The sequence below is a fragment of the Mesorhizobium sp. LSJC285A00 genome, from assembly GCF_000503155.1.
Lineage (GTDB): Bacteria > Pseudomonadota > Alphaproteobacteria > Rhizobiales > Rhizobiaceae > Mesorhizobium.
This window is the reverse complement of sequence record NZ_AYVK01000033.1, coordinates 45,541-71,648: the sequence shown is the minus strand read 5'-3', so window position 1 is coordinate 71,648 and position 26,108 is coordinate 45,541. Positions and strand designations below refer to the sequence as shown.

Sequence of the window (26,108 nt, the reverse complement as noted above, 5' to 3'; positions counted from 1 at the left end):
CCGACGGCCGGCGCTGGTGTGGCGGCGGGCGCGATGCCCGGGGCAGCCAAGGGCTGAGCCGGTTGGGCCGAGGCTGCCGGCGGCGTGATGGCGGACGGCTCAAGGACGTCCTTGGCATTGGTGCAAGCGGCCAGCACAAGCGCTGCGAGCAATGACACGGTCGTCACATGCGATCGTCTCATCTGCCCGAAAACTCCTTAGTCGCGAACGCCCCCGCGTGGACCAACCATTATGGATTCACTGTACGATCAAGTCGAGATCATGGCGTGAAAGCGGCTTCGGCTGGGATTCGGTGGTCAGGTAGGTGCGGCCAAGCGTCATCGCCGTCTCGGTTTCGGAGTCCATGATGATCATGTGCGCGAACAATGTCATGTTGGGCGCGATCGGCTCGGGATTGCCCTGGTAGAACATCGGCATATCCATCCAGGACGGGGTGAAGCGGGCGCCGACGGAATAGCCGCAGGCGTTCAACCGATGCTTGGTCAGGCTGTGCGCCTCCAGCGTGCGGGCATGCGCGTCGAAGACGTCGCCGAAGGTGTTGCCGGGCGTCATCGCCTTCTCGACCGCCAGAAGAGCCGCGCGGGCGGCGTCGAACAGCTCCTGATGGCGCTTCGACGCCTTGCCGGTCAGCACGGTGCGCATCATCGGCGCGTGATAGTGATGGAACACGCCGGCCCATTCGAGCGTCAGCTGATCGTTCTTGGTCAGCTTGCGGCGCCCGGCCTTGTAGCGGCAGAGCAGCGCGTCGATGCCCGAGCCGATGATGAATTCATTGGCCGGATAGTCGCCGCCGCCGGCAAACACCGCGCCCTGCATGGCGGCAAGGATCAGCGCTTCGTCGCCGCCCTGCTTGATCAGCGGCAGGGCCGCGTCGAGCGCGTCGTCGGAAAGGTTGGCCGCCTTTTCGGCCTTGGCGATTTCAGCCGGGCTCTTGAACAGGCGCAGACGGCCGACAATACCGGAGGCGTCGGCGATCTGGCCGAAGGTCTGCAGCTGCTCGTCGACGCGGCGGCCATTGAAGGCGGTCAGGCCATGGGTGTCGTATTCGACGCCGATGCGGGCGCCAAGGAGATTGAGGTCGTTGAGCAGGTTGCGCAGGTCGATCGCCGGGTTGGCGCCGTCGCGGTCGGTCCACAGCACGATGTTGTCGATGATCGAGGTGTGGCGCGCCTGGCGCAAATCGGCCGAGCGGGTGAGCAGCACCATCGAGCCGTCAGCCTTCACAACCAGGCACTGGAAGAAACAGAAGCCGAACGTGTCGTAGCCGGTTAGCCAGTACATGCTCTCCTGGGCGAAAAGCAGTACAGCATCGAGCTTCTTTTCCGTCATCTCGATCATCAACCGGTCACGCCGGGCGTCAAATTCCGACCGTTCGAAATGCAGCGCCATTATCCGTTCTCCAAAACAATTGCCGAAACCTGCCGACCGTAGTCCGGTTCCTTGCGATGCGTCGCGCGCCGGTAGGAAAAGAAGAGATCCTCCTCGGCATAGGTGCAGCGGCCAAGCCCCTCGGCGGTCACGCCAGCCTTCTTCAGCCGGTCGACCGTATAGAGGTTGAGATCGAACATTGCATGCGCCGGATTGGCCGAAGGCGCGAAATAGCCGATGTTTTCGGCATCGGCTTCGACGAAACGGGCGACGAATTCCGGCCCGACCTCGTAATTGTCGGGGCCGATCGAAGGACCGAGAACCGCAATGATGCGCTCACGGCGGGCGCCAAGGCTTTCCATCGCGGCAATGGTGTTTTCAAGCACGCCGGCAAAAGCGCCCTTCCAGCCGGCATGCGCTGCGCCAATGATGCGCGCTTGAGCATCGGCGAACAGCACCGGGCCGCAATCGGCCGTCGAGGCGCCGATGGCGATGCCCGGCCGGTCGGTGACGATGGCGTCGGCCTTGGGCCGCGGGCCGGGAAAGGGTTCCCTGGCAATAACGACATCGGGCGAGTGGACCTGATGCGCGGTCAGGAGATGGCTGGCCGGTACACCCATCCAGGCAGCGACGCGGCGGCGGTTCTCGGCGACCAGCATCTGATCGTCATCCGACCCGGTGCCGATGTTAAGTCCCTGATAGATGCCGCCGGAGACGCCGCCGATACGGGTGAAATAGCCATGGCGGATACCTCGCGGCTTGGCCGCTTCCAGCAGCGGCGAGCGAACAGGATCCGGTTTGGTCTGATTCAGCATGGATGGGTTTGTTGTCCGCGCCGGCGTTTTCGTCAAGGCGAAGTTCGGCCGAGTGATTGCGACAGTGCTGCTGCGTCGACTTTGCATTGGCCAAAAGCAGGCATGCGACCACAAGCGACATGGCGGGATGGCTTGTAACGATCTCTGAGGGTCAGACTGGCTGATGCGGCAGGATTTTCAGGATTTTGAACAGCGTGCCCATGCCGTCGGGTCCGGCCAGGCGCTCGACGGCATCGGCAATGGTTTGTCGTGCCTCTTGGCTTGCCTGGCTGCCCAACTGGCCAGCTCGCTCAAGCAATCCCATGCCAAGCAGAAAGTCGCCCTGCGTCGCCAATTCCACATCGAGGCCATGCGCCCGCACGACGGCGGCCAGTGCAGCGAAGTCGACATGGGCGGTGAGATCGGCTTCGCCGGGATTGGCCAGCACATCTTCGGGGGCGTGCCTGCGCACGGCCTGCAATGTGTCGCCGAAACCGGGCTGGAGATGGCCGTAATCGGGGAACAGCCCGGCGCCGCCGTGGTCGGCTATGCGTTCGGCAATGGTCGCCATCAGTGCCGCGCGGGCCGGTGCTATTTCGAAAATAGAGCCTTGTGGCGCCTCGGCGGCGTCTTCCGGCAGCAGCGTCGCCTCGACCGAGCCGGCGCCGGCGAAGAAGCTCAACTCGTCTGAGACGTCGAGGCCGATCACCCGTTCGCGCCAGCCGGCGCCGGCGCGGATGAACTGGCGGATCGGCACAGCGTCGAACAATTCGTTGCCGACAATCAGCAACTGCGCCTGCGGCAGTGTGGCGATGGTTTCGTGCCAGCCGAGCTCAACCGAAGTTTCGGCAAGCGTCTGCTTCTGGATTTCAGTCAGCCGCGGACTGGTCTCGACCAGGGCGAAGGAGGCTCCGGCGGCGATAGCCGGATCGAGCCGCGTCAGGGTGCGAAGCATGTCCTTCATCAGCGTGCCGCGGCCAGGCCCGATCTCCGCGATGGTGACCGGCAGGGGTCGGCCGATCGCCAGCCAGGCCTGATAGAGCCAGACGGCGACGAGTTCGCCGAACATCTGGCTGATCTCGGGTGCGGTGACGAAGTCGCCGGCGGCGCCGAACGGCTCGCGCGTGGTGTAGTAACCGTCGCTGGGATCGAACAGGCAGAGCGCCATGTACTCGTTGACGGGGAGGGGGCCGAGCGCGCCGATCAGGTCGACGATGCGGGTCTTCAGCCGTGTCATGCCGGCTGTGGTTGCGGCGCCGGTTTGGCTGTGGCCATCGCCCAGATGCCGGCCAGCACCATCGGCAGCGACAGCACCATGCCCATGGTGAGCCAGCCGCCGAGGAGGTAGCCGAGCTGCTGGTCGGGCTCGCGGAAGAACTCGACGAAGATGCGTGACAGGCCGTAGCCGCAAATGAAGGCGCCGCCGACAAAGCGCGGCGTCTTCAGCTTCAGCCGCGAATGGGTGAGGAAGCGCAGGACCAGGAACAGCACCGCGCCCTCGAGCAGCGCTTCGTAGAGCTGGCTCGGATGGCGAGGCTCCAGGCCCGCGACACAACCCGCCACGGTCTGCTGGAGACGCTCGTTGCAGAAGACGACGCCCCACGACACGTCGGTCACGCGACCCCAGAGTTCGGCATTGACGAAGTTCGCGATGCGGACGAGGCCGAGCCCGACCGGCACGCCGGCTGCCACCACGTCGAACAGCGTCCAGGTGCGGATGCCGCGCTTGAGGGAAAACAGCGTCATGGCGAGGATGACGCCAAGCAGGCCGCCATGGAACGACATGCCGCCCTGCCAGACGGCGAAGATGTCGAGCGGGTGGTCGATATAGCGCTTTAAATCGTAGAACAGCACATAGCCGGTGCGGCCGCCAAGTACGACGCCGACGGCAGCCCAGACGATGAAATCGTCGAGGTCGATCGGCTTCATCGGCAAGACGCCATCAGGCCACAGCCTTGTGTTGGTGACGAGCCGCTTGGCGTACCACCAGGCGAACAGGATGCCGACGATATAGCCGATGCCGTACCAGTGCACAGCCAGCGGGCCGATCTGAACCAGGATCGGGTCGATGTTGGGGAAGGACAGCGACGCCATCGGCAGCGGGAAATAGTCGTTCAACAGGATCTCCTGGGAGGGCTCGCGTTAGGGCGCGGACCATGCGGCAGGGTTTTGGCGGGGTCAAGGCAAGGTGACGACAGCCTGATCGTCAGAGATAATGGGCTCAACCCTGCGGCTTGCCGGCGACCAATTGCCTGAGCGCATCGTTGATCCTGTCTTGCCAGCCGGGGCCATCTTCCTGGAAATGGTCGAGCACGGCGCGATCGATCCTGATCGAGACAAGCTCGCGAACGTTTGGTGCGGCGGAGGGTTCGCGAATGGGAGGCGCGGGTTTCTTGACCGGCTTGAAGGCCGCTTCAGCGGCTTCCATCGGATTGGTCGGTCGGCGCGGGGGCGTTGCCATTGGTTGATCCTGAATGAGAGTGACTCTTGCCTGGAGCAAGTCGTGAGGAAAACTAGGCCGCTGGTCTGTGAAGACCAGTAACTTCACTTGGTTCTCTCTGCCATTGCCCTGTATTTGGCTTCAAGCCTGTCCAGCACCTCGTCGCCAGGCTTGACCCGGCCCGCATCGGCATCCGAAATGCCCTTTGCGAGTGCTGCATCGAGTGCTGCAAAGCGCTTCTCCAAGTCCGCACTGTCCGTCACGGCAACCGTCGTTCCAAGAATCCATTTGCGATAATAGCAATCTGTCGGCCGGACCGTGAGCCAAATCGCGTCCGACATGAAGCCGCACCAGCTTCAACGTTCTTGCATTCCGCAGGCAGTGCCACTACGTCAATTCGAGCAAGCGAGGATTTGCCATGTCAACCGGACCGAACCGCATTCTCGATGAATTCGCCAAGCTGATGACCGATGCTGCGGGTGCCGCACAAGGCGTGCGCCGCGAGGTGGAGACTGCCTTCAAGGGGCAGGCCGAGCGCATCCTCAACACCATGGATGTGGTGCAGCGCGAGGAGTTCGAGGCTGCCCGCGACATGGCTGCCAAGGCCCGCGAAGAAAACACCAGGCTGGCCGCCCGCATCGATGCGCTCGAGGCCAGGCTTGCCGAATTGACCGGACAGGCCGCACCTGTGGCTGCGGCAAAGCCCAAAGCAAAAAAATAAAATTTGAACTTTTCCACAAAGCACAATCCGAAAAAATGCTTTGCCGTGAATCGTTTACCGGCGATGCATGAATCTTTGTGACAGCGCCTTTCCACATGCTGATGACGCAGTGCGAAAAATTAGGCTGTTCACGCGACTCCCGATCAATAGACTGAATTTGTTGCATGATTCGAGCAGGGTCATGCGGCCGGGCGGTGGGGTCCGGTCCGGGGTCTTTGTGTCGTGAAGTCCTGGCCGTCCGAGTTCAAGACAAGATTGTTCGTCGTGTGTGCCCCGCGGAGCGTGTGGCGCTCCCCTGAACACAGGAAGCATTCCATGGAACTTCTCGAACTCGAATTCTCCCGCGAAATCCATCCGGTGGATGTCATCGAGCAGGTCGCCCATAACAATGACTGGTCCTTCGAACGGGCCGGCGATGACGAAATCTCGATCTCGGTTGCCGGCAGCTGGACCGACTATCACGTCTCCTTCTCATGGATGGAGGACTTCGAGGCGCTGCATCTGGCCTGTGCTTTCGACATCAAGGTGCCGGAAGCCCGCGCGCTGGAAGTGATGCGGCTTTTGTCGCTGATCAACGAGCAGATGCTGTTTGGCCATTTCGATCTCTGGGAGCAGGAGGGCGCGATCATGTTTCGCCAGTCACTGCTGCTCGCCGGCGGGGTCGAACCGTCGAGCCAGCAGGTCGAGGTGCTTTTGTCGTCGGCGCTTGAAGCCTGCGAATGCTATTTCCAGGCCTTCCAGTTCGTTGTCTGGTCGGGAACCTCGGCCAAGGATGCGCTGGCCGGTGTCCTGTTCGAGACCTATGGCAACGCTTGAGCTTCCATGAGTTCGAGCAGCGCGCGCAAGCCCGAGATCAGCTTTGCCGATTTTGATCGTGTCGACATCCGTGCCGGCACGATCGTCGAGGCCGAGCCTTTCCCCGAGGCGCGCAAACCCGCCTTCAAGCTGAAGATCGATTTCGGCCCTGAGATCGGCGTGAAGAAATCCTCGGCACAGATCACGAAATACTATGCGCCGGAAACGCTGGTGGGACGGCAGGTGTTTGCGGTGGTGAATTTCCCGCCGCGCCAGATCGGTCCGTTCATGTCGGAAGTGCTCACGCTCGGCTTCCCTGATGAGGAAGGCGCCGTGGTCCTTGGCGCCATCGAGCGCAAGGTGCCGGACGGCGGCAGGTTGTTTTAGGAAGATTGCGTCAGGCCGCCAGCTTGCGCTTCGTTCCCAGCGCCTCTTCGACCGTGTCCATGAACATTTCGGCGCAGGCTTTCCAGCTGTAGCGCATGGCGCGTTCGCGCGCCTCGGCGCGGTCGACATTGAGCGCTGCGAGCGAGGCCTCGCGCAGATCGGTCGACACCGCGCCGCCGATGCCGTCGCCGACAATGTCGATCGGTCCGGTGACCGGATAGGCGGCCACCGGCGTGCCGCTGGCCAGCGCCTCGATGATGACGTTGCCGAACGTGTCGGTGCGGCTGGGGAAAACGAAAACATCAGCCGAGGCGTAGATCTCGGCCAGCTCATCGTTCGGGCGATGGCCGAGGAAGTGCGCCTGCGGGTACTTCGCCCTGAGCCTGGCCAGTTCCGGTCCTTCGCCGACGATCACCTTGCTGCCGGGCAGGTCGAGATCGAGGAAGGCGCTCAGGTTCTTCTCGATGGCGACGCGGCCGACGCACAGGAATACCGGGCCGGGAAAGCCGAGGTCCTTCTTCTTGTCCGGGCGGAAGTGATCGGTGTCGACGCCCCGCGTCCACGGCCTGAGCTTGGTGAAGCCTCGCGACGCAAGGTCCTCCGCCAGCGACTGGGTGGCGACCAGCGTGCCTTGTCCCGAATTGTGGAAATCACGCAGCCAGCGATAGGCCCAGCTCTCCGGCACCGGCAGGCGGGCGCTGAGATATTCGGGAAAGCGGGTGTGATAGCTGGTGGTAAAGGGACGGCCAGCATTGCGGCAATAGCGCCGCGCCATGATGCCGAGCGGGCCTTCGGTGACGATATGGATATGGTCGGCCTTGCGAGCCTCGATCAGCCGCGCAACATGACCGGGCGTGGTCAGCGCCAGCCTGATGTCGGGGTAGGTCGGCAACGGCAAGGTGCGAAAGATGTTCGGGGTCAGGAAGTCGACCGCAACGTCGAAGGTTTTCAGCGTTTCGGTGAGCCGCTCCAGCGTGTGGACGACGCCGTTGACTTGCGGCCGCCAGGCGTCGGTGACCATCAGGATGCGCATGGCGGTCCTTTGCTCGGGTCGACGGTTGCCTTGATGCGATAGCGGTACGGGCCGGCTGCCCTCGCTTCGCTCCACCGCACCCGGGCATGCACGAGGTCGAAGTAAGGCGGCTGAGCCGAATCAACTGAGGTCGCGCGCTTCATGCGCGCTCTTGACCATGGTTTCATGACGGGCGGATGAAGGTGGTTTTTGGCCGAGCCCGCCTTCCAGATCATGCTTTGGTCAGGCGGGCACCTTGATCACCGCCCGCAGGCCGCCGAGCGGGCTGTCTTCCAGCATGATGTCGCCGCCATGGCTGCGGGCAATATCGCGGGCGATAGAGAGACCAAGGCCGGTGCCGCTGGCGTCGAGGTTGCGCGCCTCGTCGAGCCGCACGAACGGTTTGAACACGTCCTCGCGCTTTTCCGGCGGGATGCCCGGACCGTCATCGTCGATGGTGACGACGAGTGAGCCGCGGCCGTGATCGGCGCTGATCTCCACCGTCTTGGCATAGCGCAAGGCATTGCCGGCGACATTGGACAACAGCCGGGCGAAAGCGTGCGGGCGCACATGCACGTCCGGATCACCGGCAAGCACGGTCGATAGCTTGCGCTTGTGCAGCGACGCCTCCTCGCCGAGCTTTTGGAAATAGGCCTCGAGATCGAAATGGCCGGCATCTTCCGACGCTTCGCCGCGGGCAAAGGCGATATAGCCTTCCAGCATCGACTGCATGTCGTCGATGTCCTGGTTGAGCGCGGCCTTGGTCTCGGGCTTGCCGCCAGCCAGCGCCAGCTGCAGCTTGAAGCGGGTGAGGATGGTTCTGAGATCGTGGCTGACGCCGGTCAGCATGGCGGTGCGCTGTTCCAGCTGGCGTTCGATGCGCTCGCGCATCTGGATGAAGGCAAAGCCGGCCCGTCGAACCTCCTCGGCGCCGCGTGGGCGGAAATCGCGCGGCATCGGCCGGCCCTTGCCGAAGCTTTCGGCGGCCTCGGCCAGAGACAGGATCGGCCGGATCTGGTTGCGAAGGAAGGGGATGGCAATCGTCAGCAGCACCAGTGACGTCCCGACCATCCAGATCAGGAAGATGTGGGTGTTGGAGGCATAGGCCTGGCTGCGGCGCACGAAGACGCGCAGCACCTTGCCCTCGAGCTGGATGCGGACCTCGACGATGTTGGAATTGCCGACCGTGTCGATCCAGAACGGGCGGTTGATCTGGCGGGTGATCTCGGTGGAAAGGACGTCGTCAAGGATCGAGAAGAAGGGCTTGGGTCCAGGCGCCGGCAACGGGTCGGGCGGCAAGAGGTCGACCTTCAACTGCATGCGGTCTTGGGCGATGCGGATGATGTTGGCGTAGTCGCCATCATGCGGATAGGTCTCGATCATGTCGATGATCGCGGCGATGTCGCGCACGGTGGCCTGCGACAGGCGCTGCGTCACGGTTGCCCAGTGGCGTTCCATGAAGTCGAAGGCGACGACCGACTGCAGAAGGATCATCGGCGCGATGACGATGATCAGCGAGCGGGCATAAAGCCGCTTGGGCATATAGAACGCAACCAGCCGCCAGAACCGCTTCCAGGCACGCGGCATTGCTTTCAGCGCGCGTGATACGCGCGCGCCAAAGCCGCCTTGTTCCGGCCGTTCCAGTTGCGTGGTCGCCATTTATCCTTCCGCTGGGTCAATGGCCGCTGGTCGATGGCCACACATCTATGGCCAAGGGCGGCCGTCAGCGGCATTCTATTCCACGCTGAGCCGATACCCAATACCGCGCACCGTCTGCAGCCAGACCGGATTGGACGGATCGCGCTCGATCTTGCGGCGCAGGCGGTTGATCTGGACGTCGATGGTGCGCTCGCCGACTTCCGAATCGTCGCCGACAAGCTCGTGACGCGGGATCGTTTCGCCGGCCCGCGCGGCAAAGATCGCCAAGATCTCCTGCTCGCGGTCGGTCAGCTTCAGCGCCTCGCCGCCCCGCTTCAGCTCGCGCCTGGCGATCTGGAAGGTGTAGGGGCCGAAGACCAGCTGCTCGACCTTGGGCGTCGTCGCCGGGCCGCCGCGGCGCAGAATGTTGTTGATGCGCAGGATCAGTTCGCGCGGGTCGAAGGGCTTGGGCAGATAGTCGTCGGCGCCGGCCTCGAGCCCAGTGATGCGGCTGTCGGTTTCCGATAGCGCGGTGAGCATCAGGATCGGTACGTTCTTCTCCGCCCGCAGCGCCTTGGTGAGGTCGACGCCGGTCTCTCCGGGCATCATGACGTCGAGGACAAGGAGGTCGAAGTCGAGTCCTGCAAGCTTTCGCCTGGCCTCGCCGGCATTTCCGGCGACTGTGACGCGAAAACCATTTTCGGTCAGATACTGCTTGAGCAAATTGCGAATGCGGGTGTCGTCGTCGACCACAAGCAGATGCGGCGCGTCATCGTCCGGCGCCGTCGGCTGGTCCACCCTCTCAATGGTCTCCATGGCTTTTCCCTGACATGTTTGCAGGCACAATGTCGATCTGCGCCCTTAGTTCCGGATTGACCATGGCTTCCAGGAATCGTTCGATCAAGGGACGCTCGCTGGCTCCGGAATCTTCCAATGCAGCACGGATGCGGCGTGACTGTGGCCGCGCCAGGGCCAGCGCCAGGGCGCGCCCCTTGGCTGTCGGATAGAGCTCCCGCTGGCGGCGGTCGCGCGGACCCTGCAATTGCACGATATGGTCGGTGTCGATCAGCTGCTTGAGCACCCGCGCCAGGCTCTGCTTGGTGATCTTGAGCACGTCGAGCAGTTCAGCGACCGTCAGTCCCGGCCGGCGGTTGACGAAATGCAGCACCCGGTGATGGGCGCGGCCAAAGCCGTAATCGGCCAGGATCTGGTCGGGATCGGAAGTGAAATCGCGATAGGCAAAGAAGAACAGTTCGATGATGGCAAAGTCGATGCCGTCTTCGTCGGTGATCGGCGTCTTGATCGGTTTTCCGGCAGCTGGGCTTCGATCCGTCATCATTTCTCCGTCCATAGAGGGAAATTATGTCAGTACTATTGACGTAATTTCCCCGCAATGGTAATTTTTGACAAGCTTTTCGGCTGAATGCGAACGAAAAGGCAAGGGAGTGCGGTTTTTCCGGAACTTCCTGAGTTTGCCAGAGTTCGATTCTCCGCTTACGCTTCAAGGGCCGCCCGACGCGGCTGTCGCGCAACAAGAACAACACCAATGATATGCGGGTCGCCGCCCGCGGGAGGTTTCCATGGCATCCGTTCCCTTCGACCAACTGGACGGCTTCATCTGGATCAACGGCGAGTTCGTCAAATGGGCCGACGCCAAGATCCACGTGCTGACCCACGGCCTGCACTATGCCAGCGCCGTCTTCGAGGGCGAGCGCGCCTATGGCGGCGCCATCTTCAAGCTCAACGAGCACACCGAGCGCCTGCATGAATCGGCGCGCCTGCTCGGCTTCAATATTCCCTATTCCGTGGCCGAGCTCAATGACGCCTCGACCACCCTTCTGAAGAAGCAGGGGTTCCAGGACGCCTATGTCAGGCCGATCGCCTGGCGCGGCAGCGAACAGATGGGCGTGTCGGCGCAGAACAGCCGCATCAACTGCGCCATCGCCATCTGGCAATGGCCGAGCTATTTCGACCCGGCGCAGAAGCTCAAGGGCATCCGTCTCGATCTGGCGGAATGGCGCCGGCCCGATCCGCGCACCGCGCCGTCGAAGTCGAAGGCCGCCGGCCTCTACATGATCTGCACCATGTCCAAGCATGCCGCCGAGGCCAAGGGCTATGCCGATGCCATGATGCTCGACTGGCGCGGCCAGGTCGCCGAAGCAACGGGCGCCAACATCTTCTTCGTCAAGGATGGCAAGATCCACACGCCGAAGCCCGATTGCTTCCTCGACGGCATCACCCGCCGCACCGTCATCGGCCTCGCCAAGGACCGCGGCCTTGAAGTCGTCGAGCGCGCCATCATGCCTGAGGAACTCGAAGGCTTCGAACAGTGCTTCCTCACCGGAACGGCAGCGGAAGTGACGCCGGTCTCCGAGATCGGTCCGTACCGATTCGAGGTCGGCGAGATCGCCAAGACTTTGATGAACGACTATTCTGCTGCGGTGCAACCTAAGCATGCGATAGCCGCAGAATAACGAAAGTCACAGCTTTTTTCGCAAGCAGGGGCGGTTTTGAGGCCGGCCCCTTTATTTCAGCATCTGTGCATTTGACTTTCGTACAATTCAGCGTCTCATGATGGTGTCGGCCCGGGAGGCTGGCAGCTATGGAGGGACTAGGTACATGGATACGAATACGCTCATTGCGCTCGTTGTACAGGTAATTGCAGGTGTTGTCGGTGGTCAGGCGGTCGGCGTTGCGCTGAAGAATGCGGCGATGGGCCAGTTGACCAAAATCCTCGGCGGCGCGGTTGGCGGCGTCGGCGGGGCGGCGATCCTCGGCAGCCTGCTCGGCGGCACGGCCGACCCGGCAGCGGCTGCAACGGCAGCGGGCGGATTGGGCGATACGCTGAACCTCAAAAACCTGCTCGGCGGCGCCGGCGGCGGCGCCATCCTGACCGGCATCATCGGTGCGGTCATGGGCGCGATGAAGAAGTAAGCCTCTAGATCATTCACCGTTTCACGGCGAATGATCTAGTTTGTTGTTTTACCCAATTCCGGACGGAAAACCGCTTTACACTTTTCCTGGAATTGCTCGAGACTCAGGCTTCGTCAAATGGGCGGCCGTTGGGCCGCCCATTTCTGTTTTGGGACGGACTGTTTGCCTTTCAGCAGTGGACGGCCTTCGCCCGCGCCTCTACATCACGCTGGAACAGCGAAAGGACAATCATGGGTCAGCTCAATGCCGGCATCGTGCCGGTCACGCCTTTCCAGCAGAACTGCACCATCCTGTTCGACATGGATGACAAGCATGGCGTCGTCGTCGATCCGGGCGGCGACATCGACAAGGTGCTGGCGGTGCTGAAGGACAATGCGATCACCGCCGCTGCGATCTGGATCACCCATGGCCACATCGATCACGCCGGCGGCGCCATGGAGCTGAAGGAAGCACTCGGCATCGAGATCATCGGCCCGCACGAAGCCGACAAGCTATTGCTCGACAATCTCGAGAACCAGGGCCAGCGCTACGGCATTGCCGGGGCGCGCAACTGCGTGCCCGACCGGTTTCTCGCAGAGGGCGAGACGGTTTCGTTCGGCTCACATATGTTCGAGGTGCTGCACTGCCCCGGCCATGCGCCCGGCCATGTCGTATACTACAATCGCGCGGCGAAGTTCGCTCATGTCGGCGACGTGCTGTTTCGCGGCTCGGTCGGGCGCACCGACCTGCCGGGCGGCGACCATGCGGCGCTGATCGCCTCGATCAAGGACAAGCTTTTGCCGCTCGGTGACGAGATCGGCTTCATCTGCGGCCACGGCCCGGGTGGCCGCTTTGGCGAGGAGAGGCGGACCAATCCCTTCCTGACTTAGCGATGTCTTTCTGCCAAAAAAAAAGCGCTGGCCTTGCGGTCAGCGCTTTTTGTGGGACAGGGAAGCTCAATTCGCGACGCAGAAATGCTGCTCACCGTCATTGCCGGTGAACGTGCCGCTGCGGGCATTGAAGCTCCGGTAGCGGTCCGAGCAGTATTCGTACCAGTCGCGGGTCCACGGCTCGGCATAGCGGTCGGCATAGACGACCCGCGGTTCGGCATAGTAACGGCGCACCGGCGCCGGCCGCACTTCGCGGTAGTCGTAATCGTCATCATAGCTGCTGTAGCGCGGCTGCGGGTTGCTCAGCGCACCGGCGATCAGAGCGCCGGCCGCAAGGCCGACGACACCGGCCGCAAGCGCGTCGCCATTATGATGACGACCATGGCCATGATGCCAGCGGTTCCAGTCCTTGGCATTGGCGGCAGGCAAGGTGGCGAGGGTGGTCGCGGCGAGAGCGGCGCCCAGGATGGCGGTCTTGAAAATGCGATTCATTTTGGTCTCCTTCGTGCCGGCCCGGATAGTTTTCGGGGATGCGGTCCAGCCTAGGGGACGATTAATAGAAGACCGTGGCTGAACGGGGGCTGAACGGAATTGGCTGATACGATCCAGTTCTTGCGGCAAAACCAAGCGCGTACGCAAGGCGCTCCGCCTCGTCAATCTCCGTCCGGACTGTCTTGAGCCAGCTTAGCCGACCGACAGGTTGACGGCCTTCGGACCCTTGCCGCGCTTGTCCGGCTCGGTGTCGAATGTCACTTTCTGTCCATCCTCCAGACCGGAAAGACCCGAAGCCTGCACGGCCGAAATATGAACGAAGACATCCTTCTGCCCGTCGTCGGGCGTAATGAAGCCGAAGCCTTTGGCATGATTGAAGAATTTGACGGTGCCGGTCTGCGGCATGGGAAGCTCCCTTTGATCCCATAAAGTCCAGTTTCGGGCCGGCAAATGCCCGAAGGGAAATTTGTCCTTTATTTTAGCGCTATCGGCAAGAGAAAGTTTTGGCGACGGCGGCAACGCTGAAGGCTGGTCAAATAGATCGTGGCACCGAAGGCAATTCGCGCCAGACGATTGCTCCGGCGATCAGCCACGGCATTGACCGATAAAGCGTCCTTTGCCTCCGGCGACGGCGGTCATGAAAAAGGCGCAACGGGAAACGTCGCGCCTTCGAAACTCTGGACGGCTGACAAAGCCGGTTCAAACACGCTTTAGGTGCTTTTTCGAGCGCCCTGACGGGCGCGCGGGCACCGCCGGTTCAGGCCGCGCGGAGGTTGACCGCCTTCGGACCCTTGCCCATGCGGTCGGGTTCAACGTCGAAGGTGACCTTCTGGCCGTCGACGAGGGTACGCAGGCCCGAGGCCTCGATCGCGGAAATGTGGACGAACACATCCTTGGCGCCGCCGTCGGGCGTGATGAAGCCGAAGCCTTTGGTCGCGTTGAAGAATTTAACGGTGCCGGTCTGGGCCATTGGGGAAACTCCTTCACCCGTGTCAGTCTTATGGTTTGCCCGCCGCCTGGCATCGTGGGCAAGTCCCGGTGGTTGCTTCGGCAGTCCTGCATTTGCGCATGGTAAAACCCCCCGCCGAAAATGGGGCCGTCAGAGATTCACAGTATCGGGGAAAGGTCGTCCAAAACGTTCCGCTCTCCGGGTCGCAAATGCCCGAACACAAAATTTATCGCACGGAAACGTGATCGTTGCAAGATAGCGCCGCGGGCCGCGTCCATCGACGCATCCCAACGAAGGCGCTTCGATAAACCTGGGTTCTTAAGAGTTCATCAGCCAGAGCCCGGCCACGCATGGTCCAGCGGTTTGGTCCAGGGCCAAAGCAATGCGCGGGCCGGGCATCGCATGGCTCCCGCGCCGCAAACGGGGGTTGCATTTGGCAAGGGAATGGCGAGGATCGACAGGCGCGTTTTGCGCCGGGGACGGGGGTCTCGAGGGAGGCATATTCATGAGATTTCTTGCGACGATCTTCTCGCGCCAGGGTTTTACTATTCTCTTCCTGTCGGGTCTTCTTGCGGCCTGCACCGTCGTCGTCGATGACGGGCCGGGACCACGTCCGCGCCCGCCACGGCCGGAACCGGAATTCTGCACCAGGCAATACGAGCCGGTCTGCGCGCGGCGCGGCGGTGACCGCCAGACCTTCGCCAATGCCTGCCTTGCCGAACGGGAAGGCTACCGCATCGTTCGCGACGGCCCTTGCCGCGACGGCGGCGGTGGTGGCGGTGGTGGCGAAGAGCCGACATTCTGCACGCGCGAATACGCCCCGGTCTGCGCCCGCCGCCATGGCGAGCTGCGCACCTTTCCCAACGCCTGCGAGGCCCGTGCCGCCGACTACCGCGTCGTCGAGGACGGCCCCTGCTGATTTTTCCTTCTCCCCTGTCGGGTGAGTCCGCCGGAGGCGAATTCACCGTCCCACTGGCACGATAAAAAAGGCGGCGAATGCCGGGACCCTGCGAAGCAGTGGGGACCGGGCGGGTGGACCGGACCACCCTTGGTCCTTCGCAGGCTCAGGGCGTTCGAAACTCGAAAAGCCAACAATTGGCTTTTCGTCTGCTGCGCGGACCGCTTCTCACCCCCAAGGGAGAAGGCAAGGTCGCGGATCGGAGTGGTTGCCTACGCCGAATACGCCCCGTCGGCCGGGCCGGCATAAAGCTCTGCGCCGTCCTCGTCGCAAATGCGCAGACGGTCGGGGATCTGCGGCATGGCGAGGCTGTGGAACAGCGCGGTGGCGCCCTGCAGGGCGGCGCGCAGGTTCGGCGCGTCCAGCGATACCTTGTCGAGCGTGGCTTCGTCGACGTCGCGCGAGCGGCTCGACGAAGAACGTCAAGCAAGCCTCCGTTGCAGAGTTTTGCGCGAGATCGTCAGTCCGAGATCGTCAGTCCATTGCCGGCAGGTGCGCCAGGCGCGCCCTGCCTGGTCAGCCCTTCGACTTCGGCTTCAGGCTGCTCTCGGCTGCTTGACCGAGGAACCGAACGGGGAGGCGGCCTTGGCCACCACCTTGTCTTTCTTGGGCTTGCGCGTTTCGCGATTGCTGCGCTGCTGACCCTTGGCCATCTGTCTGCTCCTTCGTACGTGCTGGGTGGGTGCGGTGTCAGACTGCCTGGCTGTCGGGGACAGCCGGGGCGTCCGCTACTTCGAGGTTGTCTTCCGTGGTGACCCGCTCATAGGTCTCCTCCTCGCTGCGGATGCGATATTGCGGCGAGCCATCCTTGACCGGCAATCTGCTCTTGATCTGAAACAGCTCGGCGGTCTTCTGGGCGAGCCCGCTGCGGCTCTTCATGCGCACGGTCTGGCCGATGGCGAAGAGGTGCGAGGGCGTGTCGGTGCGCGGACGCGCATTCTGCTGGAAGCGGATCATGCTGCGTTCTCCTGGTCGCGCCTCAGCGCTGTTTCGAGTTCGAGGTAGTCGATGGCGACAAGCTGGCTGGTGGCCGGGTTCTTCACCGCCCTTGCCGGCAAATGGATGAAGGTGGCGACGCGACGCCAGGCAAGCCGCGACATGCCCTCGATCAGCTCTTCGTCGTGATCGATGTCATAGTCGCCGGCCGGCAGTTGCCCTTCCAGCCCGCCAAGCACGAAGGGTGCCGCGAAATGGGCGATGGAACGGGTGGTGCGATCCGGCATTGGCTTGGCTCTGGTTCGTCGATGCTTTCCGGCATCAACCGGGAACTCAACCATCGGCGATTGGAATGAGTTTGGCGGGTCGAGTATCTCCGACGCCGCTATATGCCAAGCTTGACCCAAAAAACGATCTCAGATCAATAATCCGAAATTGTTGGCTATTCAAGCTGATTTCCGCCACGGCTCGACCGGTATAAAAAATTTCTCGTATAAACCCCTAATAAATCTGCTATCGTGGAACAATATCAGCCAATTTCTTATTTAGAGCGCATCGGAATAATTATTCCGGTGCCCCTAAGATTATTTTTTACGAAAGGCAAAAATATATGAGATTCATGAAAACGCCGGATCGTCCGACCGCAACAATCGAGCCAATCGTCCTCTTCCCCAAGGCAATATCAGTGCGCCTGACGATAAGAAGCGACGAAGCGGCACGGCGCAAGATTGCCGACACCGACGGCACGCAACGGCGGGAGCGCCGGCTCGCCGAGAGCAACCGGCTGATTTGAACGCTACATTTTCCTGGAATTCCTCTAGAGTTTCGAAGAGGTCCGCGCCCTTGGCGAGCCCACTCTTCCCTTGAACCTGCAGCGCCGATGGCCTAGATCGCGGCAAGCGGACAAAACACGGCAGGTTTCCCATCAACAGAGATCAGAGAAGAGCGGCGGGTGCTGGAGCTGGCGGACAGCCGCCGCTGGGCCTCGACCAATATGTGCAGCAGGCGCTGCAGCTGCATCAGGCCGGGCGCCGGCAGGAGGCCGAGACGCTGTACCGGCAGGTGCTGGCGCGCAAGGCCAATCACCCGGCAGCGGCGCATTTCCTGGGCCTGTTGCTGCACCAGACCGGGCGCAACCCCGAAGGCCTGGAGCTGATCGAGCAGTCTGTGCGTCTGCAGCCGAAGAATCCCGATTTCCTCAACAATCTCGGCACGGTGATGCGCGATCTCGGCCGCATCGCAGCGGCCGCCGATTTCTTCCGCGGCGCGGTAGATCTCAAGCCCGACCAGCTCGCGGCACGCGACAATCTGGGTTCGGCGTTGAAACAGCTCGGCCAGTTCGAGGCTGCGGAGGACATCTATCGCGGCACAATCGGGCGCAATCCCTTCCATGTCCGCGCCTGCATCGGGCTTGCCGAAACGTTGCAGGAAGCCGGTCGTCTGGACGAGGCGCTGGCGACCTTTCGCGAGGCGCTGACGATCCGGCCCAGGGATGCCGACCTGTTGCACGGGCTCGGCGTCGGGCTGATGGAAAAAGGCAAGCTCGATGAGGCGGCCGACCTGTTCCGGCAGGCGCTGGCGATCACGCCAGGCATGGCAAAAGCCTGGCTGATGCTGACGCAGGTCAAGCGCCAGAAGGAGCGCGACGCCGAACTCGCCGGCATGGAGGCCCAGCATGCCAAGGCGCCGGCCGACAGCCTGGCGCGCATGCAGCTGTCCTTCGGTCTCGGCAAGGCCAATGACGATTTGAAGGACTACAACAGGGCCTTCGACTATTTCGCTGAAGGCAATGCGATCCGCCGCAAGGGCATCGATTATGATCCGGTCAGGACGCGGGCCGAATTCGAGGCGATGAAGACGGTGTTCAACGCCGGCTTTTTCGAAAAGCACAAGCCAAGTGCAATCTCCGACGACACGCCGATTTTCGTCGTCGGCATGCCGCGCTCCGGCACCACGCTGGTCGAACAGATCATCGCCAGCCATCCACAAGTCTATGGCGCGGGCGAGCTCAGCATGTTGAAAACCGCGGTCGGCAAGCAATTTCCGCTGACCATGCCGGGAGGGTTCCCCTGGGGACTGGTCGATGTATCCGACGCGGAGTTTGCGGAGGCGGGCCAAGCCTATCTCGACATGCTGCATGAGCGCTATCCCAACTTCAGGCATGTCACCGACAAGATGCCCGGCAACTTCCTGCTCATCGGCTTCATCCATATGATGCTGCCGAAAGCCAAGATCATCCATTGCGCGCGCGATGCGGCGGCGACCTGCCTTTCGATCTACAAGGTGCATTTCCGCGGCGACAACCACCGCTACGGCTATGATCTGGGCGAGCTCGCCGATTTCCACAACATCTACACCGACATCATGGCGCATTGGCACGATGTTCTGCCGGGCGTCGTCCATGACGTGCGTTACGAGGATTTCGTGGCCGACCAGGAGGGACAGACGCGGGCGCTGATCGGGCATCTCGGCCTGTCCTGGGACGACAAGGCGCTGTCGTTCCACGAGACCGACCGCCCGGTGCGCACGGCCTCGGCCGCGCAGGTGCGCCAGCCGATGTATCAGGGCTCGGTCGATCTCTGGAAGCGCTATGGCGACAGGTTGAAGCCGCTGCTGGACAAGCTGGACTGAGCAGCGGCTAAAGCTCGATGAAGGGCTGGAGCCGCCGAAGATCATGCGCTTCATATCGAAGGGCATGGGCCCCAAATCGGGTGTCAAACGGGGATCGGCCATCACCTTGGCCATTACCGCGTCGCGGCTTTGCCTGGACGAATAGACGGCCCAAGCAAAGACGACGATCTCGTCGTCTTTTGCCTGAACGGCACGCGGAAACGAGGTCAACTCACCATAGGGCACGTCGTCGGCGATACATTCGACATAGGCGAGCGCTCCGTGTTCCTTCCATATCGGGCCTGCGAGGTTGGCCAGCTTCTTGTAGTCATCGATATTTGCCTTCGGCACGGCGAGCACGAAACCATCGACATAGGACATCAGGTTCTCCTTGGAGTATCTCACAAAGCTCCTTACCGGCGTCAGCCGGTGAGGAGCTTTGTCAGCAGTGGTCAGTCTTTCTTCGCCGGCGCGTTCATCGCCCATTCGACCCCGAAGGGATCGCGCATGTTGCCCCACTGGTCGCCCCAGAACATCAGCTGCAGCGGCACTGCGACTTCGCAGCCGGCATCGACCGCGCGCTTCCACCAGTCATCGATCTCGTCGGCGCCGAGATGGAGCTGCATGGTATAGCCCTGCGGCTTGACGGCAGGCATGCCGTTTTCGGGGTAGAAATCGGAAATCATCAGCGTCGAGCCGTTGATGTGGAGATGGATGTGCATGGTGCGGCCCTGCTCATCGGGCGGATAGAAGAACACCTGTTCGGCGCCGAAAGCCTTCTTGTAGAATTCGGCGGCCTTGAAGGCGCCGTCCAGCTGCAGATAGGGGGTCAATCCACCGAGAACTTTCGCGGCCGGCTGAATGGGGGTCTGGTCGGTCATGTCTTGTTCCTCTTTGGGTTTGGTCTGGGCATTTGGTTTGGCCTTGCGAACCCCAGGACGAACGAGCCGGCCGCGATCCTACATGTCTGATGCGATTTTCTGGCGAAACGAACTTGCGTCGGCGGCGCCCAATCAGAGCGCAATGCTCGCTGTCAGCAGGCTAGAAAGGGGACTGCTCCTTTAACCCCGCTAAGACGACAATGATCCTCTATTACCAGACCCATTCGCCCTTTGCGCGCAAAGCGCTCGTCTTCGCCCATGAGGTCGGGCTTGCCGACCGGCTCGAGGTCATTCATCACGAGACCAGCCCGACCTTGCGCAATGCCAGTGTCTACGCCGAAAACCCGCTCGGCAAGGTGCCGGTGCTGCTGCGGCCGGATGCGCCGCCGCTCTTCGATTCCGATGTCATCTGCGCCTATCTCGATACGCTGCATGACGGCCGCAAATTGCTGCCGCAGGACGGCGAAGCGCGCTGGCAGGCGTTGCGGTTGCAGGCGGTCGCCCAAGGCCTGGCGCAGACGGGCATAGGCCTGCGCTGGGAGACGGAAAGGCGGCCCGAACAGTTGCGCTATGCAGCGCTTGCCGAAGGCTACCGGGAAAAAATCGAGGCCAGTTATGACTGGATCGAAAGCGCGCTGGACGACGAGACACCGCTCCATGTCGGCCATATAGCGCTTGCCACCACGCTGTCCTGGATGGCGTTCCGCCAGCTGCCGTCCTTTCGCGCGCGGGCGCGGCTGACGCGCTGGTTCGAGGCGTTCGAAAAGCGTCGATCGATGCAGGCGACGCCGCTGTCGGGCGATACGCATGACTGAGCAACGGTCGCCCCGCGGCGGCCTGCATCGATCTTTCCCGACCCATGGTCAGGGCGCCCTGCAGATCCGCGGGCCGTTTTGCGCGTCGATGAGGATTTCCGGCCAGCCGATATCCTTGCGCAGTTCGATCGGCAGGGCCAGAAGCTCGCGCTCGCTGCGATAGCGGGCGCGGTTCTGTGCGTAACGGGCGGCGACGCGGCCTATGGATGACAGGATGGACATGATGCGTTCTCCTCAGATGAAGCCGGCATCATCGTGTCGGCATCCCAAGGACGCAGCAGGTTCAGGCGATCCGACAGAGGCGCTGAAAATATTCTGGGAGATGTGAAACCATGGGCCGCAACACAGTGCGGCCCATGGTGGTAGTTCCTCAGCCCGCCGTTTCAGCCACTGAGCGGAAGAAATCCTCGGGGTCTTCGACTTCGGTCAGCTTCCGCTTGTCGATCAGCCAGAAGCGGTTGCCGATGGCGCGGATGAAGGAACGGTCGTGCGAGGCGAGCACACAGCTCGCCTGGTGCTTGAGCAGTTCCTCCTCCAGCGCTTCCTGGCCGTCGATGTCGAGATGGTTGGTCGGCTCGTCGAGCAGGTAGAAGTTGGGGTTGGCGAGTCTCAGCGCCAGCATCATCAGCCGCGCCTTCTGGCCGCCGGACAGCACGCCGATCTTCTTCTCCTGCATCTCAATGACAACGCCGGCGCCGGCAAGCAGCGAACGGGCGCGCTGCTCGCCGACATCGTAGCGGCGCGAGACCATGGCCAGCGGCGTGTCGTCGCCACTGATGCCGGCCAGCGCCTGGTCGCTGTAACCGAGCGCCGTCGACGGCGTCACTTTGACGTTCGGCACCGTGTCAGGCTCGGAGATGGCATTGCGGATCAGGTTGACGAAACGCGACTTGCCGACGCCGTTGCGGCCGAGCAGCACGATGCGATCGCCCTGGCAGATGTGGCGCTTGCCGGTCTTGAACAGCAGCATGCCGTCCGGCGTTTCCACCGTGGCGTCGTCCAGCGTAATCAGCACCTTGGCATGGGTGCCGCGGTTGGCCAGCCGGATCGCGCCGGCTGATTTCTCGCGATGCGCCGATACCGCGGCGTCTTCCAGCTTCTCCGCCCGTTCCCTGAGTTGCTTGGTCTTCACCGTCAAAAGGTCGCTGCCGGAATTGATGCCGATGTTGTTGAGCTTGGCGGCCTGCTTGCGCAGTTGCTGCGCCACCTTCATGTCGCGCTCGAACCGGCGCGCCGTCGAAGCGTCCAGGTCGTCGAGCGCTTGCCTCGCCCTGGAATAGGGCAGTGCAAACACCGGCGAGTCCTCCGGGCGCAAGAACAGCGTGCGGTTGGTGACGGCGTCGAGAAAGGCGCGGTCGTGACTGGCGATGACCACCGGCACCTCGCGAGGCAGGGCGTTCAGCCAGCTTTCCAGCTGGCTGATCTTGGCGAGGTCGAGATGGTTGGTGGGCTCGTCGAGCAAAAGCACATCGGGGTCGGTGACCCAGACGCGGGCAATCAGCGCCAGCCGCTGCCATCCGCCGCTCAGCGCCTGCATCGGCCGTTCGCGCATCGGCTCGGGCACGTCGAGCGAATCCAGCGCCACGTCGACCCGCCACATCTCGCTGTCGGCCTGCCCCGCCGGCAAGGCGTCGGCCACCACCTGGTGGAAGCTGCGGCCGAGAAGGGCAGGAGGAACGGATTGTTCGACATGGCCGACGCGCAGGCCGCGCGTGCGGGAAATGTCGCCGGAGGTCGGCTCCATTGCGCCGGTCAGGCACTTCAGCAAGGTCGACTTGCCACGGCCATTGGCGGCAACGATGCCGAGCCGGTCGCCGGTGCCGATGGTGAGGTCGAGGTTGGAAAACAGCGGCGCACTCATGGTGACGCCGAGGGATTTGAGGCTGATCAGGGCCATTGTGATTTCTCTGGTCTTGCCGGTGTCCGGCTCAATGCACTTTGACGGTGCGCGTGCCGGCCATCAGGCTCAGCTTTGCGCACCACGAAGGGCAGACCAAAAAAATCGAAGCGGGAAAAAACCCGTGATGTCCCTGGTCAGCCCTGCAAGCGAACTCGCAGGGCAGAAATCGGGCCACGCTGACGATGGTGATCGATAGACACGCAGCCCTCCTTTCAAGACAAAACTTTGAGTGTGTGGAGCGATTACACCAAAGGCGGGGGTGGAGGCAAGTGGGCGACGGATGCGGCGGTGGTGGAGCGCTCTTCCCTTCTCCCACAAGGGGAGAAGGGAAGAGGTCTATTTCCCCGGCCGTCCCGTCTTGCCCGGCCGGCGCTTTTCGCGGCGGGCGTCGCCTGGGTCTTCGTAGGAGCCGATGCCGGCGCGCTGGCGAATCATTGGCTTGGCGTCGCGATCCTTCGCGCCTGTCCCGCCGGACATCTCCCCCAGCTGGGGGGAGATTGGCTGGGGCTTGGCCGGCATTTTTCCTTCGACCGGCTTTTCGGTCCGCCGAACCGTCATCTCGTCCAGTGAGTTCTTCTTGAACAGGGGCCTAGTCGCGTCGCCCGGAATGCCGAAGTCGGAGCCGTGCGCTTCCTGCGCCGACTGTTTCTTGAACAGCGAGCGCGACACCGCGCCTGACGGCGTCGGCATGTCGGTACCAGGCCCCATATCGTCGATCGACGGCTTGGCAAATAGCGGCTTCTTCACCGGCACGGCGCCCTCGGCACCCATTTCGTCGAGCGCCGGCTTGCGGAAGAGGTTGGACCGGGCAGCCCTGGCCGCCTCTTCAGCCGCGCGTGCGTCGTCGAACTTGCGGAAACGCTCCTGTTCCTCAGCCGTACGGTGCTTGGCCACGCCCTTGTTGTGCTTGCCCTTCTCGCGGCCGGAGACCGGGCTTTCCATGTCGGCGTATTTGGCCAGCGGGTCTTCCGAGATGGACAGTTCCATCTCGCGCAGCCGCTTGATCTCGTCACGGATGCGGGCGGCCTTCTCGAAGTCGAGATTGGCGGCGGCGTCGCGCATCTGCTTTTCCATGGCGTCGAGATGAGCCTTGAGATTGTTGCCCATCATCGCACCGGCGCCGTCGGTGAACTGCGAGATATCGGCGCGGACATGGTCCTTCTCGTAGACCGAGTCCAGAATGTCGGAGATGCGCGACTTCACCGATTCCGGGGTGATGCCGTTGGCCGCGTTCCATTCCATCTGCTTTTCGCGGCGGCGGTTGGTCTCGGCCATCGCCCGCTCCATCGAGCCGGTGACCTGGTCGGCATAGAGGATGACCTTGCCGTCGACGTTGCGGGCGGCGCGACCGATGGTCTGGATCAGCGACGTCTCGGAGCGCAGGAAACCCTCCTTGTCGGCGTCGAGGATGGCGACGAAACCGCATTCAGGAATGTCGAGGCCTTCGCGCAGCAGGTTGATGCCGACCAGCACGTCGAAAGCGCCGAGGCGGAGATCGCGCAGAATCTCGATGCGCTCCAGCGTGTCGATGTCGGAGTGCATGTAGCGAACGCGCACGCCTTGCTCATGCAAATATTCGGTCAGGTCTTCGGCCATGCGCTTGGTCAAAACGGTGACCAGCGTGCGGTAGCCGGCGGCCGTGGTGTCGCGGATTTCGCCGACGACATCGTCGACCTGGCTTTTCGCCGGGCGGACTTCGACCGGCGGATCGATCAGGCCGGTCGGGCGGATGACCTGCTCGGCGAACACGCCGCCGGCCTGTTCCATCTCCCAGGCGCCGGGTGTCGCAGAAACCGCGACGGAGAGCGGACGCATGGCGTCCCATTCCTCGAAGCGCAACGGGCGATTATCCATGCAGGAGGGCAGGCGAAAACCATACTCCGCCAGTGTCGCCTTGCGCCGAAAGTCGCCACGATACATGCCGCCGATCTGCGGCACGGTGACGTGGCTTTCGTCGATGAAGACCAGCGCATTGTCGGGGATATATTCGAACAAAGTCGGCGGCGGATCGCCCGGCTGGCGTCCCGTGAGATAGCGCGAATAGTTCTCGATGCCGGCGCAGGAGCCGGTGGCTTCCAGCATCTCAAGATCGAAGCGGCAGCGCTGTTCGAGCCGCTGTGCCTCCAGCAGGCGGCCGGCGCGCTCGAGCTCGACCAGCCGGTGCTTGAGCTCCTCCTTGATCGACTTGATCGCCTGGTTGAGCGTTGGACGCGGCGTCACATAGTGCGAGTTGGCGTAGATCTTGACGCTCTTCAGCTCGCCGGTCTTCTGGCCTGTGAGCGGATCGAATTCGGTGATCGCCTCGATCTCGTCGCCGAACATCGAGATGCGCCACGCCCGGTCTTCAAGGTGAGCCGGGAAGATTTCGATCGTGTCGCCGCGCACGCGGAACGAGCCGCGGACGAAATTGATGTCCTGGCGTTTGTATTGCTGGGCGACGAGATCCGCGAGCAGAGCCCGCTGGTCGAGCCGGTCGCCGATCTGCATCTGGAAGGTCATCGCCGTGTAGGTCTCGACCGAGCCGATACCGTAGATGCAGGACACCGAGGCGACGATGATGACGTCGTCGCGCTCGAGCAGCGAACGCGTGGCCGAATGGCGCATCCGGTCGATCTGCTCGTTGATCGAGGATTCCTTCTCGATGAAGGTGTCGGTGCGCGGAACGTAGGCTTCCGGCTGGTAGTAGTCGTAGTAGGAGACGAAATACTCGACCGCATTGTCGGGGAAGAATTTCTTGAACTCGGAATAGAGCTGCGCGGCCAGCGTTTTGTTGGGCGCCAGGATCAAAGCAGGGCGCTGCGTCTGCTCGATCACCTTGGCCATGGTGAAGGTTTTGCCGGAGCCGGTGACGCCGAGCAGCACCTGAGTGCGATCATTGTTGTCGACGCCCTCGACAAGATCCTTGATGGCGGTCGGCTGGTCGCCGGCCGGCTCGAAATCCGACACCATCTTGATGGCGATGCCGCCTTCGGATTTTTCCGGGCGGGCAGGGCGGTGCGGCGTCCACAGCACGCCGTCCTTGTGCAGCGGGTTGCCGGATTCGATCAGCGCCGACAGCGCCGCGACCGTCGCGGTGACGCTGCCCGAGGCCATCGTCTCGGCGTCTTCCAGCGAGATGTCGAGACCGGCGACCGGGTTGAGGCCGGCGGCGGTGCGCTCGCGGGCCGTGGCCGCGCCGCCCATCGAGGTGCCGCGCGAACTGCGGCCGGGGGAGGTTGAGCGTTCCGGAATCTTCTTCGCCACCTTCGGCGGCTTGGCGCCGCCGGAACTACGCCCTTCCTTCTCGGCCTCCTGCTCTATCTGCTCTGCCCAGTCGGCAATCGAGCCGCTCAGCGGCGTGCCGGTGAAGTCGGCCTGCGGCGCCTCGGCGAAGCCGCCTCTGTGCAGAGGCTCCGAGGCATCGAGGAAATCGGTCAGCGGGCTGCGCCGCTTCGGCGGCGAAGCGCCGTTGTCACCCGCCGGAGACGGTGTCTTTTTGTCAGGGAGTTTGGCCATGCCCCAAATATGGGCAGAGTCCGCCAAAATGGAAAGAGTGCAGTGGCGAAGGGCGCTAAGCGGGTCGAAGCTCCTGACACAAGGGTGTCAGGAGCTGTGTTACGCGAAGCCAGG

Annotated in this window: 29 protein-coding genes and 2 pseudogenes; 10 read left to right on the top strand and 21 right to left on the bottom strand. The window is 62.7% G+C overall.

Going from position 1 to position 26,108, the window contains the following annotated elements:
* From X726_RS1000000171415 to X726_RS1000000170700, 7 genes and pseudogenes are all read right to left on the bottom strand, one after another.
* A pseudogene (locus X726_RS1000000171415) lies at positions 1-182 on the bottom strand (hypothetical protein); the annotation flags it as partial.
* A 55-nt stretch (positions 183-237) separates the two neighbouring features.
* Positions 238-1,389 (bottom strand): Xaa-Pro peptidase family protein, encoded by a 1,152-nt coding sequence (locus tag X726_RS145405; protein ID WP_023672036.1) that lies wholly within the window; start codon positions 1,387-1,389, stop codon positions 238-240.
* Positions 1,389-2,183 carry a peptidoglycan editing factor PgeF gene (pgeF, locus tag X726_RS145410; RefSeq protein WP_023672035.1) on the bottom strand — a complete coding sequence of 265 codons (795 nt, stop codon included), beginning with the start codon at positions 2,181-2,183 and terminating at the stop codon, positions 1,389-1,391. Before pgeF ends, X726_RS145405 begins: the two co-directional genes overlap by 1 nt.
* Positions 2,184-2,334: 151 nt before the next feature.
* The gene (locus X726_RS145415) at positions 2,335-3,399 is read right to left on the bottom strand and encodes a class I SAM-dependent methyltransferase (protein WP_023672033.1); all 1,065 of its coding nucleotides are present in this window, start codon (positions 3,397-3,399) and stop codon (positions 2,335-2,337) included.
* Positions 3,396-4,280 (bottom strand): prolipoprotein diacylglyceryl transferase, encoded by an 885-nt coding sequence (gene lgt / locus X726_RS145420; RefSeq protein WP_023672032.1) that lies wholly within the window; start codon positions 4,278-4,280, stop codon positions 3,396-3,398. The genes X726_RS145415 and lgt overlap by 4 nt, the downstream gene beginning before the upstream one ends.
* A gap of 103 nt (positions 4,281-4,383) precedes the next feature.
* A complete protein-coding gene (locus tag X726_RS145425) occupies positions 4,384-4,623 on the bottom strand; it encodes a BrnA antitoxin family protein (RefSeq protein WP_023683720.1) in 240 nt (79 codons plus the stop codon).
* An 83-nt stretch (positions 4,624-4,706) separates the two neighbouring features.
* Positions 4,707-4,865, bottom strand: coding sequence for a hypothetical protein (locus X726_RS1000000170700; RefSeq protein WP_245259839.1), 159 nt, complete (start codon positions 4,863-4,865; stop codon positions 4,707-4,709).
* Between the two features lie 155 nt (positions 4,866-5,020).
* Here X726_RS1000000170700 and X726_RS145430 point away from each other — a divergent pair, with 155 nt between their 5' ends.
* The 3 genes from X726_RS145430 (at position 5,021) to X726_RS145440 (ending at position 6,505) form a co-directional block, all read left to right on the top strand.
* Positions 5,021-5,323 carry an accessory factor UbiK family protein gene (locus tag X726_RS145430; RefSeq protein ID WP_023672029.1) on the top strand — a complete coding sequence of 101 codons (303 nt, stop codon included), beginning with the start codon at positions 5,021-5,023 and terminating at the stop codon, positions 5,321-5,323.
* A 315-nt stretch (positions 5,324-5,638) separates the two neighbouring features.
* Positions 5,639-6,139 (top strand): YbjN domain-containing protein, encoded by a 501-nt coding sequence (locus X726_RS145435; RefSeq protein ID WP_006202532.1) that lies wholly within the window; start codon positions 5,639-5,641, stop codon positions 6,137-6,139.
* A gap of 6 nt (positions 6,140-6,145) precedes the next feature.
* Complete coding sequence (locus X726_RS145440) at positions 6,146-6,505, top strand: tRNA-binding protein (protein ID WP_023672028.1); 360 nt, start codon at positions 6,146-6,148, stop codon at positions 6,503-6,505.
* Between the two features lie 10 nt (positions 6,506-6,515).
* Here X726_RS145440 and X726_RS145445 read toward each other — a convergent pair whose 3' ends face one another.
* The 4 genes from X726_RS145445 to X726_RS145460 all read right to left on the bottom strand — a co-directional run bounded on the left by X726_RS145445 (position 6,516) and on the right by X726_RS145460 (position 10,491).
* A complete protein-coding gene (locus tag X726_RS145445; RefSeq protein ID WP_023672027.1) occupies positions 6,516-7,538 on the bottom strand; it encodes a glycosyltransferase family 1 protein in 1,023 nt (340 codons plus the stop codon).
* A gap of 222 nt (positions 7,539-7,760) precedes the next feature.
* Positions 7,761-9,176 carry an ATP-binding protein gene (locus X726_RS145450; RefSeq protein WP_023672026.1) on the bottom strand — a complete coding sequence of 472 codons (1,416 nt, stop codon included), beginning with the start codon at positions 9,174-9,176 and terminating at the stop codon, positions 7,761-7,763.
* 75 nt (positions 9,177-9,251) lie between these two features.
* On the bottom strand, positions 9,252-9,971 hold the full coding sequence (locus X726_RS145455) for a response regulator transcription factor (protein ID WP_023672025.1): 720 nt from the start codon (positions 9,969-9,971) through the stop codon (positions 9,252-9,254).
* The gene (locus X726_RS145460) at positions 9,958-10,491 is read right to left on the bottom strand and encodes a MarR family transcriptional regulator (RefSeq protein ID WP_023683723.1); all 534 of its coding nucleotides are present in this window, start codon (positions 10,489-10,491) and stop codon (positions 9,958-9,960) included. Before X726_RS145460 ends, X726_RS145455 begins: the two co-directional genes overlap by 14 nt.
* Before the next feature lie 244 nt (positions 10,492-10,735).
* On the opposite strand from X726_RS145460, the gene X726_RS145465 reads away from it, so the two are divergent.
* The 3 genes from X726_RS145465 (at position 10,736) to X726_RS145475 (ending at position 12,958) form a co-directional block, all read left to right on the top strand.
* Positions 10,736-11,629: a branched-chain amino acid aminotransferase gene (locus X726_RS145465; protein ID WP_023672023.1), complete on the top strand. Its 894-nt coding sequence runs from the start codon at positions 10,736-10,738 to the stop codon at positions 11,627-11,629.
* Between the two features lie 145 nt (positions 11,630-11,774).
* Entirely contained in the window at positions 11,775-12,089 is a 315-nt protein-coding gene (locus tag X726_RS145470) for a hypothetical protein (RefSeq protein WP_023672022.1), read from the top strand.
* Positions 12,090-12,319: 230 nt separating this feature from the next.
* A complete protein-coding gene (locus X726_RS145475; RefSeq protein ID WP_023683724.1) occupies positions 12,320-12,958 on the top strand; it encodes an MBL fold metallo-hydrolase in 639 nt (212 codons plus the stop codon).
* Between the two features lie 66 nt (positions 12,959-13,024).
* On the opposite strand, the gene X726_RS145480 is transcribed toward X726_RS145475, so the two are convergent.
* The 3 genes from X726_RS145480 to X726_RS145490 all read right to left on the bottom strand — a co-directional run bounded on the left by X726_RS145480 (position 13,025) and on the right by X726_RS145490 (position 14,420).
* Positions 13,025-13,450: a BA14K family protein gene (locus X726_RS145480; RefSeq protein WP_023672020.1), complete on the bottom strand. Its 426-nt coding sequence runs from the start codon at positions 13,448-13,450 to the stop codon at positions 13,025-13,027.
* A gap of 192 nt (positions 13,451-13,642) precedes the next feature.
* The gene (locus X726_RS145485; protein WP_023672019.1) at positions 13,643-13,855 is read right to left on the bottom strand and encodes a cold-shock protein; all 213 of its coding nucleotides are present in this window, start codon (positions 13,853-13,855) and stop codon (positions 13,643-13,645) included.
* 352 nt (positions 13,856-14,207) lie between these two features.
* Positions 14,208-14,420, bottom strand: a complete 213-nt coding sequence (locus X726_RS145490) for a cold-shock protein (RefSeq protein ID WP_006202520.1) — start codon at positions 14,418-14,420, stop codon at positions 14,208-14,210.
* Between the two features lie 484 nt (positions 14,421-14,904).
* On the opposite strand from X726_RS145490, the gene X726_RS145495 reads away from it, so the two are divergent.
* A complete protein-coding gene (locus tag X726_RS145495) occupies positions 14,905-15,318 on the top strand; it encodes a Kazal-type serine protease inhibitor domain-containing protein (protein ID WP_023672018.1) in 414 nt (137 codons plus the stop codon).
* Between the two features lie 729 nt (positions 15,319-16,047).
* Here X726_RS145495 and X726_RS145500 read toward each other — a convergent pair.
* Both X726_RS145500 and X726_RS145505 read right to left on the bottom strand, forming a co-directional pair.
* A complete protein-coding gene (locus X726_RS145500; protein WP_023672015.1) occupies positions 16,048-16,314 on the bottom strand; it encodes a hypothetical protein in 267 nt (88 codons plus the stop codon).
* A complete protein-coding gene (locus tag X726_RS145505) occupies positions 16,311-16,580 on the bottom strand; it encodes a hypothetical protein (RefSeq protein ID WP_023672014.1) in 270 nt (89 codons plus the stop codon). Before X726_RS145505 ends, X726_RS145500 begins: the two co-directional genes overlap by 4 nt.
* Positions 16,581-16,903: 323 nt before the next feature.
* Here X726_RS145505 and X726_RS145510 point away from each other — a divergent pair, with 323 nt between their 5' ends.
* Together X726_RS145510 and X726_RS145515 are read left to right on the top strand one after the other, a co-directional pair.
* Positions 16,904-17,086, top strand: a complete 183-nt coding sequence (locus X726_RS145510; protein ID WP_023683727.1) for a hypothetical protein — start codon at positions 16,904-16,906, stop codon at positions 17,084-17,086.
* A 203-nt stretch (positions 17,087-17,289) separates the two neighbouring features.
* On the top strand, positions 17,290-18,924 hold the full coding sequence (locus X726_RS145515; protein WP_023672012.1) for a sulfotransferase: 1,635 nt from the start codon (positions 17,290-17,292) through the stop codon (positions 18,922-18,924).
* Between the two features lie 30 nt (positions 18,925-18,954).
* On the opposite strand, the pseudogene X726_RS1000000169545 reads toward X726_RS145515, so the two are convergent.
* Together X726_RS1000000169545 and X726_RS145520 are read right to left on the bottom strand one after the other, a co-directional pair.
* Positions 18,955-19,284 (bottom strand): annotated as a pseudogene (locus X726_RS1000000169545) (DUF1428 family protein); the annotation flags it as partial.
* A 71-nt stretch (positions 19,285-19,355) separates the two neighbouring features.
* Positions 19,356-19,784, bottom strand: coding sequence for a glyoxalase/bleomycin resistance/extradiol dioxygenase family protein (locus X726_RS145520; protein ID WP_023672011.1), 429 nt, complete (start codon positions 19,782-19,784; stop codon positions 19,356-19,358).
* A gap of 200 nt (positions 19,785-19,984) precedes the next feature.
* Between X726_RS145520 and X726_RS145525 the strand changes: the two genes are divergently transcribed.
* On the top strand, positions 19,985-20,599 hold the full coding sequence (locus tag X726_RS145525) for a glutathione S-transferase (protein ID WP_023672010.1): 615 nt from the start codon (positions 19,985-19,987) through the stop codon (positions 20,597-20,599).
* A 48-nt stretch (positions 20,600-20,647) separates the two neighbouring features.
* Here X726_RS145525 and X726_RS1000000171240 read toward each other — a convergent pair whose 3' ends face one another.
* From X726_RS1000000171240 to uvrB, 3 genes are all read right to left on the bottom strand, one after another.
* On the bottom strand, positions 20,648-20,821 hold the full coding sequence (locus tag X726_RS1000000171240; RefSeq protein WP_023672009.1) for a hypothetical protein: 174 nt from the start codon (positions 20,819-20,821) through the stop codon (positions 20,648-20,650).
* A 148-nt stretch (positions 20,822-20,969) separates the two neighbouring features.
* A complete protein-coding gene (locus tag X726_RS145530; protein ID WP_023672008.1) occupies positions 20,970-22,496 on the bottom strand; it encodes an ABC-F family ATP-binding cassette domain-containing protein in 1,527 nt (508 codons plus the stop codon).
* A 339-nt stretch (positions 22,497-22,835) separates the two neighbouring features.
* Positions 22,836-25,994, bottom strand: a complete 3,159-nt coding sequence (gene uvrB / locus X726_RS145535) for an excinuclease ABC subunit UvrB (protein ID WP_023672007.1) — start codon at positions 25,992-25,994, stop codon at positions 22,836-22,838.
* Positions 25,995-26,108: the final 114 nt, after the last annotated feature.

Excerpts from the sequence above, each read along its gene's own strand:
- X726_RS145435 (WP_006202532.1), top strand. The coding sequence starts at position 5,639 with ATGGAACTTCTCGAACTCGAATTCTCCCGCGAAATCCATCCGGTGGAT.
- X726_RS145505 (WP_023672014.1), bottom strand. The coding sequence starts at position 16,580 with ATGCCGGATCGCACCACCCGTTCCATCGCCCATTTCGCGGCACCCTTC.
- X726_RS145415 (WP_023672033.1), bottom strand. The coding sequence starts at position 3,399 with ATGACACGGCTGAAGACCCGCATCGTCGACCTGATCGGCGCGCTCGGC.
- X726_RS145430 (WP_023672029.1), top strand. The coding sequence starts at position 5,021 with ATGTCAACCGGACCGAACCGCATTCTCGATGAATTCGCCAAGCTGATG.
- X726_RS145495 (WP_023672018.1), top strand. The coding sequence starts at position 14,905 with ATGAGATTTCTTGCGACGATCTTCTCGCGCCAGGGTTTTACTATTCTC.
- X726_RS145450 (WP_023672026.1), bottom strand. The coding sequence starts at position 9,176 with ATGGCGACCACGCAACTGGAACGGCCGGAACAAGGCGGCTTTGGCGCG.
- X726_RS145485 (WP_023672019.1), bottom strand. The coding sequence starts at position 13,855 with ATGCCGCAGACCGGCACCGTCAAATTCTTCAATCATGCCAAAGGCTTC.
- X726_RS145510 (WP_023683727.1), top strand. The coding sequence starts at position 16,904 with ATGAGATTCATGAAAACGCCGGATCGTCCGACCGCAACAATCGAGCCA.
- X726_RS145530 (WP_023672008.1), bottom strand. The coding sequence starts at position 22,496 with ATGGCCCTGATCAGCCTCAAATCCCTCGGCGTCACCATGAGTGCGCCG.
- X726_RS145460 (WP_023683723.1), bottom strand. The coding sequence starts at position 10,491 with ATGACGGATCGAAGCCCAGCTGCCGGAAAACCGATCAAGACGCCGATC.
- X726_RS145470 (WP_023672022.1), top strand. The coding sequence starts at position 11,775 with ATGGATACGAATACGCTCATTGCGCTCGTTGTACAGGTAATTGCAGGT.
- X726_RS145465 (WP_023672023.1), top strand. The coding sequence starts at position 10,736 with ATGGCATCCGTTCCCTTCGACCAACTGGACGGCTTCATCTGGATCAAC.
- uvrB (WP_023672007.1), bottom strand. The coding sequence starts at position 25,994 with ATGGCCAAACTCCCTGACAAAAAGACACCGTCTCCGGCGGGTGACAAC.
- X726_RS145520 (WP_023672011.1), bottom strand. The coding sequence starts at position 19,784 with ATGACCGACCAGACCCCCATTCAGCCGGCCGCGAAAGTTCTCGGTGGA.
- X726_RS1000000171240 (WP_023672009.1), bottom strand. The coding sequence starts at position 20,821 with ATGTCCATCCTGTCATCCATAGGCCGCGTCGCCGCCCGTTACGCACAG.
- X726_RS145455 (WP_023672025.1), bottom strand. The coding sequence starts at position 9,971 with ATGGAGACCATTGAGAGGGTGGACCAGCCGACGGCGCCGGACGATGAC.
- pgeF (WP_023672035.1), bottom strand. The coding sequence starts at position 2,183 with ATGCTGAATCAGACCAAACCGGATCCTGTTCGCTCGCCGCTGCTGGAA.
- X726_RS145425 (WP_023683720.1), bottom strand. The coding sequence starts at position 4,623 with ATGGCAACGCCCCCGCGCCGACCGACCAATCCGATGGAAGCCGCTGAA.
- X726_RS145475 (WP_023683724.1), top strand. The coding sequence starts at position 12,320 with ATGGGTCAGCTCAATGCCGGCATCGTGCCGGTCACGCCTTTCCAGCAG.
- X726_RS145445 (WP_023672027.1), bottom strand. The coding sequence starts at position 7,538 with ATGCGCATCCTGATGGTCACCGACGCCTGGCGGCCGCAAGTCAACGGC.
- X726_RS145490 (WP_006202520.1), bottom strand. The coding sequence starts at position 14,420 with ATGGCCCAGACCGGCACCGTTAAATTCTTCAACGCGACCAAAGGCTTC.
- X726_RS145480 (WP_023672020.1), bottom strand. The coding sequence starts at position 13,450 with ATGAATCGCATTTTCAAGACCGCCATCCTGGGCGCCGCTCTCGCCGCG.
- X726_RS145440 (WP_023672028.1), top strand. The coding sequence starts at position 6,146 with ATGAGTTCGAGCAGCGCGCGCAAGCCCGAGATCAGCTTTGCCGATTTT.
- X726_RS145405 (WP_023672036.1), bottom strand. The coding sequence starts at position 1,389 with ATGGCGCTGCATTTCGAACGGTCGGAATTTGACGCCCGGCGTGACCGG.
- X726_RS145500 (WP_023672015.1), bottom strand. The coding sequence starts at position 16,314 with ATGATCCGCTTCCAGCAGAATGCGCGTCCGCGCACCGACACGCCCTCG.
- X726_RS145525 (WP_023672010.1), top strand. The coding sequence starts at position 19,985 with ATGATCCTCTATTACCAGACCCATTCGCCCTTTGCGCGCAAAGCGCTC.